This window comes from Enterovibrio paralichthyis, from assembly GCF_019209835.1.
GTDB lineage: Bacteria > Pseudomonadota > Gammaproteobacteria > Enterobacterales > Vibrionaceae > Enterovibrio > Enterovibrio paralichthyis.
Window position 1 is genome coordinate 55,757 of the sequence record NZ_JAHUTS010000020.1, and the last position, 13,311, is coordinate 69,067.

Consider the following 13,311-nt stretch of genomic DNA (forward strand, 5'->3'; position numbering starts at 1 on the left):
AGTCGCATAAGTAATACTTTGATAACGTTTGAATACAAAGCATAGAAGGAAGGGGAGCAGGCACAGGTGTCGGCTCCCTTTTTGGTCTTGTGCTTGGGTCTGCTAGAGCAGGAGTACCGCGGCCTTCATTCGTGCCACTGCTTCTTCAAGCGTTTTGCGGGTACAGCCAAAGTTCAGCCGCACAAATTGTCGGTTACCGAAATCGATGCCCGGCGATAAACCCACGCCAGCCTGTTCAAAAAAGCGATGTGGGTTGTCGACAGGCAGTCCGCTGCAATCAATCCACGCCAGGTAGGTGGCTTCAATCTTTTCCAATTTCAGCCCCGGCAACGCGTTGATTTCCTGCATCAGATAATCGCGGTGCCCCCGCAAATAATCCAATTGTGCGTCCAGCCAATCCTGACCATGTTCATAGGCTGCTTCAGCCGCAGTGAACGCTAACAGACTGACACCCGGAACAATGCCCCGCTTCACTTTAATGAACCGTTGACGGATTTTCGGGTTAGGTATGATGGCGATAGATGCACCCAGCCCCGCAATGTTGAAGGTTTTGCTTGGTGCCATCAGGGTGACACTGCGCTGTGCGGCACGCTCGTTGATGCTGGCAAACGGAATGTGAGTGAGTGCTTCGTCCAGGATAAGGTCGCAATGGATTTCATCCGAGCAGACAAGGAGGTCGTGCTTTTCCGCAAAGGCGAGTGTCGCTTCCAGTTCTTCTTTGCGGTAAACCGTTCCACCCGGATTCAGTGGGTTACACATTTGCAGCAGGCCACCTTTGCCATCCAGTTGTTTTTCCGCTTCATCCAAATCTGGCATCCAACGGCCTTGATCCAATTTTACCGGCGCTTTTACCAAACGCCTTTCAGCGAACTTGGCCGAAGAGATAAATGGGGGATAAACCGGGGAAGGACTGACAATGGTTTGCCCTTCGTCGCAAAGGGCGCGGGCGGCGATATTCAAGCCGCAAACCAGACCCGGCAGATAAACCACCCATTCCGGTTCAATGTGCCAGCCATAACGTGACGCCATGCGCGCAACAAACAGATCGGTCAGATTGTCTGGCGCATGGGTATAACCAAGCACCCCATGGGCGATACGAGTCTGCAATGCATCAATGACGGCGGGCGGTGACTGGAAATCGCTGTCAGCGACCCACATGGGCAATATGTTCTGCCCTTTGTATTTATCCCATTTGTCACTGGCAGTGGTGGTGCGGTCTATTTCTTTGTCGAAATCGAATGAATGTGGTTTAGGCGACATCGATCTTCCCTGAATCATGACTTGGTCATTCAGCTTACTGAATAAGCAGGGAAATGGTAAGAATAAAAAATCGGGCTCAGGGCCCGATTTTTTAGGGGCAACAGACCCTAGTGTGCCGGCGTATGGGTACCGGTGAAGTTATTGATGGCGTAGGCCACGCGCTGCTCCGGTGTGGTGAGCTGGCCGGTCGAACCCATTTGTTCAATGTGGCGCAGCCTTGGCAGCAGGCCACAACCATTGGCGATTTGAATCGCAAGACCAGGGCGGGCGTTTAGCTCCAGCACCATTGGGCCTTTTTGCTTATCCAGCACCATGTCAGTACCGATATATCCCAGACCTGTCATTTCCCATGCACTGGCTGCCAGAGTCAGCAACTGCTGCCAATGTGGCACAGTCAGCTCGCTCAGGAGGCGTCCAGTGTCCGGATGGTGTTCAATCGGGCGGTTAAACTGCACGGCACGCAATGCTTTGCCCGTTGCCAAGTCAATACCGACACCGACCGCGCCTTGGTGGAGGTTGGCTTTACCGTCTGATGCTGCCGTGGAAAGGCGCATCATTGCCATGACAGGGTAACCTTTGAACACGATAACGCGGATATCAGGCACACCTTCATAACTGAAGCCGTCGAACACATCGTCAAACTGGATTAAGTTCTCCACCACGGCCACATCGTTCTTCCCGCCGAGGGAGAACAAGCCCGCAAGGGTGTTGGTGATATGGCGCTCGACTTCTTCCTTGCTCACTTCCGAACCAGACGGCTTTTTATACACACCGTCTTTGTTCGAGGTGATAACCAGAATTCCTTTACCGCCAGAGCCCTGCGCAGGCTTAATCACAAAGCCCGGCCAGTCTTTGACCATGTTGTGGATGGATGGCACTTCGTGTTGTTCGCTCAGCACGCCAATCAGTTCAGGCACGGTTGCGCCGGCTTTTTGGGCGATACGTTTGGTCTTCAGCTTGTTGTCCACCAGCGGGAACAGGCTGCGTTTGTTGTAGCGGCCAATGTAGCTGATGTTACGGCGGTTCATGCCCATGATCCCGGCTCGGTTGAGCCGGAATGGGGAGGTGTATTTTTTCAGGAAGCCGAACATGCTGTCAGTCCTTCACCAGTGGCTTGAAGCGCTTAAGCTCGCTCAGGCGGTAACCGGTGTAGTTACCCAGCATCAGGATAACCGCCAGGATCACCAGTTGGATGCCGATAAAGTTGAAGGTGATATGGCGCACAAACTCATTGGTCATCGCCAGGTAAACCAGCACGGCTGTCAGCAACGAGCCACCACCTTGAACGATGACCTGCTTCGCGCCTTCTTCTTCCCACAGAATAGACATACGTTCGATGGTCCACGACAGGATAATCATCGGGAAGAAGGTAATAGAAAGACCTTCAATCAAACCAATCTTGAATGCGACTACGGTAAAGACAGAAATAATCAGGATTACCGTGATAATGACCGCCGATATCCGGGCCACCAGCAACAGGTTGAGCCGCGACAGGTAACTTCGGATAACCAGACCGGTGCCCACAATCAACAGGAAGCCAACCACACCCGGCACCAGCTGGGTTTGTACGAAGGCGACGGCAATCAGCACCGGCATGAAAGTACCGGAGGTTTTCAGGCCAACCAACACGCGCAGCATCACCACAATCAGCGCCCCGATAGGGATCAGCATGATGGTTTTGAACATCGCCTGTTCTTCAATCGGCAGGCTGTGGATAGAGAAATTCAGTAGGCTTTCTGCTTGGATTTTCTCGTCAGTGGCCTGTTGTGGACTGATGTCCTGGGAGATGATCGAGAAGCTTACCTGGCTGTTGGTACCACCGACCACTTCAAGCAGTGGGGTGCCTTTTTCATTCCAGATCAGCAGATCTTTCGAGGCATCAATCGAGCCGCTATCAAGGTTGAACAGTTGCCAGTCACTGCCGTCCCAAATCTCTACCATGGAGATAATGCTCTGGCGGCGTCGGCCATCTTCCAGTTGCAATGCACCAACTACGCGGGCATGGATGTTTTCCAAAGAAAGAATCGCAACCACGGCGTCAGCCTTGCTCATTTCTTTGGTCAGCAACGAGGCATTCTGGCTGTCAGCTTCATTGAACTGTTTGATCAGCTCACGGGTTAGCGTGCTGTTGTCCGCTGAACGTTGGCGCGCTTGTTCCAGCATGGCTTCTGCCGCGGTTTTGAGCGGGCCGTCAAGGGCAATAGGGGAGACGTCACCCAGCGGTGGCTCAGTAGCAAACTTTGCATTTTCATCCACCAGCATCTGGTTTTTGAAATAGAGGATTTGCTGGCCAGTGGCTTCGCGTTTACTCCACTCGGCGCGACGGCCATCCTGGGTGTTGACCAGTGCAAAGCCGTAACCCGGCGAACTGGTGTGCTCATTAATCAGTGTAAAGCCAGATTGTGTATCCGGTGTGGCGAGAGAGACTTTTACCGGCTCGCCTTTGGCTTCAAATTCAACACGGGCTTCCACTTCCCAAACTTGATGTTTTTGACCGGCAGTCCATGGCACACCGTATACATCGTGACGGTAAATGCTCATGCCAAGGCCGACTACAATCAGCAGGCTGATGAGCATATAAAACGGAACGCGTGATGTCATTGTTTCCTCGATATCAACACTGAGTAGGCTCAGGGATTATTTTTGTTCAGCGACGAATTTGGGATGGATGTATGCCTGACTGACGTCAACCATAGCGATATCTTTGAAAAACTCCCGGCCAAGCAGCACTGGGAATTCCATATGCGAACGGTCGGCCAGCGTAAACTGGGCGCGTTCATGCAGGTTGCCCAGACGGACGCGAAGTTCAACAACCGGGCGGCGCTCGAGTTCTGTGGTCGTCGCCTGGCGGATTTTTACCCAGCGGGTTACCGGCGCTTCGATAGTGGCCGTAGGTTCAGCTTTGCCTTCTTCGTTCTGGGTATGTGCCAGATTGAAACGCACCCAGGTTTTACCGTCACGCTCGAATTCCTGAATGTCTGTGGCGTTCAGTGACGAGGTGGTGGCACCGGTATCAACACGTGCTTTGTAATTGGCACCTGCTGAGTCAATCCAGACCCACTCCTGTTCACCCAGAATGGTTTTATCGAGCTTCTGTGGAACAGGGACTTCTTTTTCCACGTAGATGATTTGCGGCTCAATGTGGTTGTTCGCCGCTGCACGCGCCTGGTTTTGTTTGAGAATTTTAAGGGTGTCAGACACGTCAGTGAGCTGCTGCTCCAGCGTCGCAATCTGGGATTGCTGGGACTCAACGCGCTCGTTGATGACGGCAAAATCACCCTGCAGATTAGTCTCTACATTGTTGATGGCGTTTAAAGTCTGCTGGTGTTGTTCTTGAGATGTAATGCTGCAGCCAGAAAGTACGGCAGTGAATACAATCAGCAATCCGCTGCGAGTTAGCATGTGGAGCTCCGTGCTGAGGTTTAAAGCGTTGAATTTAGGGAGTGTAGTTTATAAACAAACAACTTCAAGACACGGGATTCAGACGACTGAAACCTTATCTTGAAGGTGCTGGAGTATATAGTGAAACAAAGGACGCGAGAAGCGTCCCATGTCATGGTTTAGTCAGGATTTTTTGCGACGAGAACCGCGCGCTTTGGTGCTGGATAACCTTCAACCGTTTTCGTTGGGTCGTTCGGATCCAGATAGTCTGGCAGTGAGTTGTGCGTCATCCAATCTGTGGTGCGCTGCTCGTCAGTGGTGGTAACACATTCATCCACGATACGCACGTCAACAAAGCCCACTTTCTCCAGCCACACTTTCAGTGCTTTTGCGGATGGGAAAAAGTAAACGTTATGCATTTGTGCATAGCGGTCAAACGGCACCAATACGGCATTTTCATCGCCGTCAATGACCAGAGTTTCCAGTACCAGCTCACCGTTTTTCACCAGTTGGTTTTTCAGTTGGATCAGGTGATCCAGTGGCGAGCGGCGGTGGTACAGCACACCCATGCTGAACACGGTGTCGAATGCTTTCAGTTCCGGCAGTTTTTCGATACCCAGCGGCAGCAGATGTGCGCGTTGATCATTGCCCATCAGGCGGCGAATGGCTTCGAATTGCACCAAAAACAGCTCAGAGGGATCAATACCGACAGTCAGTTCTGCACCTTCACCCAGCATGCGCCACATGTGATAGCCGTTGCCACAGCCTACATCCAGCACATAACGGCCTTTCAGTGGCGAAATGTGTGGCAATACGCGATCCCATTTCCAGTCTGAACGCCATTCTGTATCAATGTGAATGCCGTGCACGTGGTAGGGGCCTTTACGCCATGGGTGGAATGAACGCAGCAGGTTCTCGATTTTCGCACGCTGGCCTGCAGGCAGTTCGTCTTCTGTGCCGATGGTAACGCTGTCTTTGATATCGACAACCGCAGGGGCATCCACCGGGATTTTCTTCAGCACACGCATCCACTTCGGCAAGTCACCGTGGGGCTGGTTTTGCCACTCCGTCAGTTGGGCTGGGAGGACGTTCAGCCAGCTTTGCAGGCGGTTTTTGGCAATGAGTTGATAAAAATCAGAAAAATCGAACATAGGAATCGTCTTATTGTTTTCATTTGAACGCCGGTTTTTCTCCGACGCTTTTTCAATTCGTGGGTAATTGGTGACTTAACAGCAAACTATTATTTGATGGCAAACATAGAGCCAAAGTTAAAGCACTGGAACCATACCGCCACGCTGCTGAAACCAATGTCTTTCAGGCGCGCGTTGTGGGTGTCGATGCTGTCTGGCTTCATCACGTTTTCCAGCGCGCTGCGTTTTTGGCTGATTTCCAGTTCACTGTAGCCGTTGGCGCGTTTGAAGTCGTGGTGCAGGTCGATAAGCAACTCGTTCGCAGTTTCATCGGCGAAATTGTACTTCTCGGACAGGATCAGGATGCCGCCTGGTTTCAAGCCTGCGTAGATTTTCTTCAGCAGTGCCTGACGATCATCCGGGCTCAGAAACTGCAGGGTGAAGTTCAATACAACAACCGAAGCGTTTTCGATGTCCACGTTGCGGATATCCGCTTCAATGATCTGTACGTCAGTGTCTGAGCGGTATGCGTTAACGTGCAGTTTGCAGCGTTCAACCATGGCAGGAGAGTTGTCTACACCGATAATGGTGCAGTCAGGTGCCTTGATGTGGCGACGCATAGACAGGGTTGCAGCACCGAGTGAGCAGCCAAGATCGTAGATGTTGCTGCCTTCTGTCGCGAAACGTTCAGCCAGCATACCGATCGCGGAAATGATATTGCTGTAGCCCGGTACCGAGCGTTGAATCATATCCGGAAAAACTTCGGCGACGTTTTCGTCGAAGGTAAAGTCACCCAGTTTTTCAATTGGCGCAGCAAAAATTTTGTCGCGATTTGCCATCTGAACCTGCCTCTAGCGCGCACCACGTCTGTACTGCTTCCTGACACGCGGCGTCTTGTGTATCGGGTGATGACAGATCCCATCGGTCATCAAAAAGGCGCGTATTGTAGAGAATTTTGCGTTCGTTGTCTTTATCTGCAAAACCAGATTCAGAGCAAAGAGATTTGCGAGGAGATCTCCGGGGTTTGAAGCGGTGCCATTGGAGGAAGCGCAATGTGGGTGCGGAGTGTCTGGTAAAACTGCTCTGCCAATTGGGGGGCGTCTGCATTGTCTGCAGTGTGGATGAAAATGTAGGGCGTTTTCCCTTCATTGATCCATTGCGGAATTTTGGTCAGCCAGTCTGCCAGATAGGGGGTGTTTCGCTCCAGAGTAGGATCCCCGATAAAGCGCATCATGGGTGTACTGGCGGTCGAAATCGCATGGACAGGAACCCTGGGCTTTTCGTTTTGTGCCTCGCGCAGCGCTTCGGTATCCCCAGCCACTGCAAATATTGGTCGGCTGTCCATGATGATGCGGTTAGCACCAAATTCCATCAACATAGCGTTTAGCGCCCGCTCGTCATCGCCCTTGGCGAAAAATGCGGGATGACGCACTTCAACGCCCACGTTAAAGCCTTTGGGCATGCGGCTCAGAAACTGTTTTAGATCCGGCAATGAAGCTGGGCTGAATGCCGCCGGCAACTGGATTTTCCAGATACCAATCCGTTCATGCAAAGGTGCCATTGAGCGAATAAATTCAGAGGCCAATTCGTCGGCGTGCCTCAGCATCCGCTCATGGGTAATGGTTTGTGGGAATTTGAACGTAAACTTGAATGCATCGCTGGTGGCCGATTTCCAGTTCGCGACAGTAGAGGGTGACGGGGATGCATAGAAGGTGGTGTTGCCTTCTACAGAATTAAATACCTCGGCATAGCGCGCCAATCTCTCACCGCTGGTTGTGCCGGACGGATAAAGCACCTGTTTCCACGAATCGCGCGACCATCGTGTCATGCCGATATAAAGCGGCGGTGAGGTGAGTTGTGAAAGCGGCGTTTGCAATGGAACGTCCTCGGCCATAGGGGAGCCGCCATTGTGGAAGTGAACGGCGTAAAAGGTCAATCCTTGCTGCTTTTTTGCGCGATTGGGTCGAATTCGTGGATTCGGTTGGCTCTGATTTACCTCAGCGTTAAATTTTCCTTTATAATGCTCCGTCTTTTTGAAATATTCAGGCTTTGGCTGTTTGTTCTCAATCAGCGGAAGTCAGCAGACATTTCTGCAAACCTACATTCGACACTTTGCGCCTTTCGGCGTGAAAGGACAGTAAGTAACAGATCGGGAAATTCATATGCGCACCCAATATTGTGGTCACCTGAACAAAGCCCTGGCAGGGCAAACTGTAGAACTATGCGGCTGGGTTAACCGTCGTCGCGATTTAGGCGGTCTTATCTTCATCGATATGCGAGATCGTGAAGGTATCGTTCAGGTAGTTGTCGACCCGGATATGAAAGATATCTTCGAGGTTGCTAACCAACTGCGTAACGAATTCTGTATCAAAATCACCGGTGAAGTGCGCCTGCGTCCTGACAGCCAAATCAACAAAGGTATGGCTACCGGTGAAGTAGAAGTGCTGGCTCGCGGTGTTGAAATCATCAACCGTGCTGCGCCACTTCCACTGGACTTCAACCAAAATAACTCTGAAGAACAGCGTCTGAAGCACCGCTACCTTGACCTGCGTCGTCCTGAAATGAGTGACCGCATCAAGCTGCGTGCAAAAGCGTCTAGCTTTGTTCGTCGCTTCCTGGATGAAAATGGCTTCCTGGATATCGAAACCCCAGTACTGACCAAAGCGACCCCAGAAGGTGCGCGTGACTACCTGGTACCAAGCCGTGTTCACAAAGGCAGCTTCTACGCGCTGCCTCAGTCTCCACAGCTGTTCAAGCAGCTGCTGATGATGTCTGGTTTCGATCGTTACTACCAAATCGTTAAGTGTTTCCGTGACGAAGACCTGCGTGCAGACCGTCAGCCAGAATTCACCCAAATCGATATCGAAACCTCATTCATGAGCGCGGAGCAAGTGCGTGAAGTGACTGAGAAGATGGTTCGCGACATGTGGCAAGAGCTGCTGAACGTTGATCTGGGCGACTTCCCACAAATGACGTTTGAAGAAGCGATGCGTCGTTTCGGTTCAGACAAACCAGACCTGCGTAACCCGCTGGAAATGGTTGACGTTGCAGATCTTCTGAAAGACGTAGACTTCAAAGTCTTCTCTGGCCCTGCGAACGACCCGAAAGGCCGTGTTGCAGTTATCCGCGTACCAGGCGGCGCAGAACTGTCTCGTAAGCAAATCGACGACTACACCAAGTTCGTAGGTATCTACGGCGCGAAAGGTCTGGCGTGGGTGAAAGTGAACGATCGCGCTGCAGGCATGGAAGGTATCCAGTCTCCAGTGGCTAAGTTCCTGACTGAAGACGTTGTTAACGCGATTCTGGAGCGTACTGGCGCAGAGTCTGGCGACATTATCCTGTTCGGCGCAGACAGCAAGAAAGTGGTTACCGAAGCGATGGGCGCACTGCGTCTGAAGCTGGGCACTGACATGGGTCTGACTGACACCACCAAGTGGGCACCACTGTGGGTTGTTGACTTCCCAATGTTCGAAGAAGACGAAGAAGGTAACCTGCACGCGATGCACCACCCATTCACGTCTCCACTGAATGTGTCTCCAGAAGAGCTGAAAGCGAACCCTGCAGCCGTTAATTCTAACGCTTACGACATGGTTCTGAACGGCTACGAAGTGGGCGGTGGTTCTGTACGTATCCACAACCCAGAAATGCAAACCGCAGTATTTGACCTGCTGGGTATCGACGCAGAAGAGCAGAAAATCAAGTTTGGCTTCCTGCTTGAAGCACTGAAGTACGGTACACCACCACACGCGGGTCTGGCATTCGGTCTTGACCGTCTGGTGATGCTGCTGTGTGGCACCGAAAACATCCGTGATGTTATCGCGTTCCCGAAAACCACGGCGGCTGCGTGTCTGCTGACCGACGCACCAAGCGAAGCAAACCCAGCTGCGCTGGAAGAGCTGGCGCTGAGCATCACTGCTGCAGCGAAGAAAAACGAAGAGAACAACGCGTAATCCGCGCTGACTTCTTCCCCGGTCAACAGACCATGACAATAAGGCCAGATTATCTGGCCTTATTTGTTTCTAAAGTAAGTCATTAAAAGCAAACAGATATGGGCTTTATCCCAGACAGCACTTGTCTGTTTTGCTATAAGTTTCAATCAAAGTAATAAACTGATTTAGATATTGCTTTGCCCTAAGACTTTGGTTTCTCAGCTAGGCGGCAAGTTATTTAGAACTCATGAGCATACGCAGTTATGTGATTGAGGCTAAATAGCGCAGCCAACAACGCTGAGGAGTCAAAGGCGACGGGGAAAGATGAGGAGAATGAAATATGGCAGGTCACAGTAAATTCGCCAACATTAAACACCGTAAAGCGGCACAGGATGCCAAGCGCGGTAAGATCTTCACCAAACTGATCCGTGAAATCACAGTTGCAGCCAAAGAAGGCGGTCCAGAGCCAGAAAACAACCCACGTCTTCGTGCGGCGATTGATAAAGCGCTGTCTAACAACATGACTCGTGACACCGTTAACCGTGCAGTTACCCGCGGTGCGGGCGGCGAAGGCGACGAGAACATGGAAACCGTGATCTATGAAGGTTACGGTCCAGGCGGCACGGCAGTGATTGTGGAATGTATGACGGACAACCGTAACCGCACTGTTTCCGGTGTACGCCATGCATTCTCTAAAGCGGGCGGCAACCTGGGTACTGACGGCTGTGTAAACTACCTGTTCGACAAAAAAGGTGTGATTTCTTACGCGCCGGGTCTGGATGAAGACGCAGTGATGGAAGCGGCATTGGAAGGCGGTGCAGACGACGTTGAAACCAATGATGATGGCTCTATCGACGTTTACACCACTCCGCAGGATTTCGGTTCAGTGAGAGATGCGTTGGATGCGGCAGGCTTTGAAGCACAAAACGCGGAAGTGACTCTGGTACCTTCAACCAAAGCGGAACTGGATGAAGCGACAGCACCTAAACTGATGCGTCTGATTGATGCATTGGACGATCTGGACGACGTTCAGGAGGTTTACCACAACGGTGATATGTCTGACGAAGTCGCGGCGACGCTGGAATAATCACGAGTGGCTATTATTCTCGGGATTGACCCGGGTTCGCGGATTACTGGTTATGGCGTGATCCGCCATCAAGGCAGACATCTGGAATATCTTGGCAGCGGTTGTATCCGCACAGAATCGGAAGATTTAGCGGGTCGCCTCGGCCAGATTTATGCCGGTGTCAGCGAAGTGATCACCCAGTTTCAACCAGACACTTTTGCTATTGAGCAGGTGTTTATGGCGCGAAATGCCGATTCAGCGTTAAAGCTCGGTCAGGCACGTGGCAGTGCGATTGTTGCTGCGGTCAACGCGGGTCTGCCTGTCAGCGAATACGCTGCGCGTTTGATTAAGCAAGCGGTGGTAGGTAAAGGCAGTGCGGACAAGAAGCAGGTGCAACACATGGTGGTGCACATGCTCAAACTCCCTGCTACTCCGCAGGCCGATGCTGCTGATGCGTTGGCGGTAGCGATTTGTCATGCCCACACCAATCACACGCTGGTGGCGATGGCCGGACAGGCGAAAAGTGCCCGCCGTGGACGCTACCGCTAGAAAGTGACACTTCCAATGAAAGAAGAGCCTGCAATTGCGGGCTCTTCTTGCTTCCAATAAAGCAAAAACGTCAAGCGGTGGATTCTTCTTCCAAAATGATAGGCTCAAACACAACTTGGCCGGCATCTGCATCGGGTACCCAATGGTGTCCTTCTGCCGCGTGAACCAGGTCATAGCCCACCTTCTGTTTTTGCACTATCCAGCATTGTCCCTCTTTTGCCGCCAACGTGCAGGCAAAGCGCCCGTCATCAGTGCGGAGCAACAGCGTAATATTGGGTGATGTACCAAAGTTAGCCCCGACATAGCTGGGATTAAAGTACTCCAGCGGGTTGTCTGGAGATATGTTGTACACATCCATATCCTCCCCTGGGTAGACTGTTGTGCCCTCCTGCTGGAAGAAGCGGCCAATACTCTGCGCAAACTGATTCTGCCAATTTCCGGTTGCTGCTGTTTTATAGTGGTTGATTAGATCACCGATGGTTTTAAACGTTTCTCCGGCCGACAGGCACGTGAGGGCTTCCGGCTTAAAAATATCAACCAGCAGCGCATTTGGATCGGGCAGGACAATGCATTGAATGGGCTTATGGGTATTGTTTGCAAGGTAGATGGCTTGCGACATGAGTGGCTCCCTTAAAGCGTGAAACTGTCAAACCGTATTGCAAACATCCTCGGTTTTTATTGGTGTTTTTGTGCTTACTATTGCATAGGTAAAGTTATGTTAAGTGACTATAAAGTCAAGTGTGCGTGTATGGAAAGGTGTGCACTAGGCATATAGGGAGACTTGGACGTTGATAGCGTATTGGTGGATTTGAATATCCCATCTCAGCTATTGGAACTCTGATTTATTGCTACGATCCTGCTGTTAAAACTCGGCAGGTACCCATTTCTTTTCTATCGTTACCTTATCTGTTTTTCAGTGTGTTACAGGGAATGATGATGAAAATTTTAAAATGGGTTCTCAGCATATTTATTGCGTTTGTTTTTATTCAATCACTTTTCTTTAAATTTACCGGTTCGCCAGAAACTGATTTCATTTTTGGTACCTTGGGTGAATGGTCGGGTTTGGCATGGTTTGGTAAATACGGTGCCTACATGGTGGGTATTGTCGAGTTGATTGCTTCAATACTGCTGTTTACACGTTTGCATGCACTGGGTGCATTTCTGGCAATTTGCACCATGACAGGCGCTATCTTCTTCCACCTGTTTACTCCGATTGGTGTTGCGCAGCCTGCCTTTGATGAAGCCGGAAAGGTGGTCGGCAATGACGGTGGTACACTGTTTGTCATGGCGTGCCTTGTGTGGGTGTCTGCGGCGTTTTTGCTGTACCAGTCCAAAAAAGGTGATAGGGAAAGAGTGGATTAATCGCCATTTTGCAAACCTTGAAACAATTCGCGTCAGTTAGTGAACTGACTTCAGACTCGGCGTCGATAAATTGTAATTTCCCAATCGTGATGGAAGGGTGTGCGAAGCCTTCATCCAGCTAATTTGGGAGATTACCTTGCGCGCCGTTTTACTGTCTTTTATCACCTTTGTTGTCGGGATGCACATTGCCTACGCCGACTACATGCAATACGACTCGTCGTATAAGAGCCTGAAAGTTGGCTCATCAACGCTGCAGTCTTTGAAACACCACCACGGAACGCCACTGAAAACGGTAGAGAAGAAAGACTTCACGCTCTACAGATACCGGGATTTTGATGCAGCGGTTAATAAAAGTGATGGCAAGATACGCAGCATCATCATTTTTGACCGCCGATTCAAAGACAGGAACTACTTGCAGGTAGGTGACCGTAAGCGCAGTGTGGAAAGTGTGCTTCGTATGAAGATCGACGATAACGTCGCTGTGGATCGTGTGAATGGCATTGTCTACTGGTTTAAAGATGATCGGATCCAGAAGATCGTTCTGGCTCATCAACTCAAACGTTAAACCTTTTGCAAAGGATCGGTTCGTCAATGCAGTTTCGGGTATAGTAAAAACGCTGTTGCAACTTTTCGA

The 13,311-nt window shown here is 51.0% G+C and carries 13 protein-coding genes; 5 read left to right on the forward strand and 8 right to left on the reverse strand.

What is annotated here, in order from left to right; all coding sequences use genetic code 11:
• Positions 1-102 precede the first annotated feature (102 nt).
• The 7 genes from KU854_RS18890 to KU854_RS18920 form a co-directional block, all read right to left on the reverse strand.
• Positions 103-1,260, reverse strand: a complete 1,158-nt coding sequence (locus KU854_RS18890; RefSeq protein WP_218359921.1) for a MalY/PatB family protein — start codon at positions 1,258-1,260, stop codon at positions 103-105.
• A gap of 107 nt (positions 1,261-1,367) precedes the next feature.
• Positions 1,368-2,351, reverse strand: a complete 984-nt coding sequence (locus tag KU854_RS18895) for an alpha-L-glutamate ligase-like protein (RefSeq protein ID WP_218359922.1) — start codon at positions 2,349-2,351, stop codon at positions 1,368-1,370.
• Between the two features lie 4 nt (positions 2,352-2,355).
• Entirely contained in the window at positions 2,356-3,861 is a 1,506-nt protein-coding gene (locus KU854_RS18900; RefSeq protein WP_218359923.1) for an inactive transglutaminase family protein, read from the reverse strand.
• Between the two features lie 36 nt (positions 3,862-3,897).
• Positions 3,898-4,662, reverse strand: a complete 765-nt coding sequence (locus tag KU854_RS18905; protein WP_218359924.1) for a putative ATP-dependent zinc protease — start codon at positions 4,660-4,662, stop codon at positions 3,898-3,900.
• 158 nt (positions 4,663-4,820) lie between these two features.
• The gene (cmoB, locus tag KU854_RS18910) at positions 4,821-5,792 is read right to left on the reverse strand and encodes a tRNA 5-methoxyuridine(34)/uridine 5-oxyacetic acid(34) synthase CmoB (RefSeq protein WP_218359925.1); all 972 of its coding nucleotides are present in this window, start codon (positions 5,790-5,792) and stop codon (positions 4,821-4,823) included.
• Between the two features lie 89 nt (positions 5,793-5,881).
• Positions 5,882-6,610 carry a carboxy-S-adenosyl-L-methionine synthase CmoA gene (gene cmoA / locus KU854_RS18915; RefSeq protein ID WP_054778862.1) on the reverse strand — a complete coding sequence of 243 codons (729 nt, stop codon included), beginning with the start codon at positions 6,608-6,610 and terminating at the stop codon, positions 5,882-5,884.
• Between the two features lie 149 nt (positions 6,611-6,759).
• Positions 6,760-7,665, reverse strand: a complete 906-nt coding sequence (locus KU854_RS18920; RefSeq protein ID WP_218359926.1) for a DUF72 domain-containing protein — start codon at positions 7,663-7,665, stop codon at positions 6,760-6,762.
• Between the two features lie 268 nt (positions 7,666-7,933).
• Here KU854_RS18920 and aspS point away from each other — a divergent pair, with 268 nt between their 5' ends.
• The 3 genes from aspS to ruvC all read left to right on the forward strand — a co-directional run bounded on the left by aspS (position 7,934) and on the right by ruvC (position 11,315).
• The gene (aspS, locus tag KU854_RS18925) at positions 7,934-9,721 is read left to right on the forward strand and encodes an aspartate--tRNA ligase (protein ID WP_218359927.1); all 1,788 of its coding nucleotides are present in this window, start codon (positions 7,934-7,936) and stop codon (positions 9,719-9,721) included.
• A gap of 319 nt (positions 9,722-10,040) precedes the next feature.
• Positions 10,041-10,787 (forward strand): YebC/PmpR family DNA-binding transcriptional regulator, encoded by a 747-nt coding sequence (locus KU854_RS18930; RefSeq protein WP_218359928.1) that lies wholly within the window; start codon positions 10,041-10,043, stop codon positions 10,785-10,787.
• A gap of 6 nt (positions 10,788-10,793) precedes the next feature.
• Positions 10,794-11,315, forward strand: coding sequence for a crossover junction endodeoxyribonuclease RuvC (ruvC, locus tag KU854_RS18935; protein ID WP_054778866.1), 522 nt, complete (start codon positions 10,794-10,796; stop codon positions 11,313-11,315).
• 70 nt (positions 11,316-11,385) lie between these two features.
• Here ruvC and KU854_RS18940 read toward each other — a convergent pair whose 3' ends face one another.
• A complete protein-coding gene (locus tag KU854_RS18940) occupies positions 11,386-11,934 on the reverse strand; it encodes a hypothetical protein (protein WP_218359929.1) in 549 nt (182 codons plus the stop codon).
• 317 nt (positions 11,935-12,251) lie between these two features.
• Between KU854_RS18940 and KU854_RS18945 the strand changes: the two genes are divergently transcribed.
• Together KU854_RS18945 and KU854_RS18950 are read left to right on the forward strand one after the other, a co-directional pair.
• Positions 12,252-12,677: a hypothetical protein gene (locus KU854_RS18945; RefSeq protein WP_218359930.1), complete on the forward strand. Its 426-nt coding sequence runs from the start codon at positions 12,252-12,254 to the stop codon at positions 12,675-12,677.
• A gap of 136 nt (positions 12,678-12,813) precedes the next feature.
• Positions 12,814-13,242: a hypothetical protein gene (locus KU854_RS18950; protein ID WP_218359931.1), complete on the forward strand. Its 429-nt coding sequence runs from the start codon at positions 12,814-12,816 to the stop codon at positions 13,240-13,242.
• Positions 13,243-13,311 lie beyond the last annotated feature (69 nt).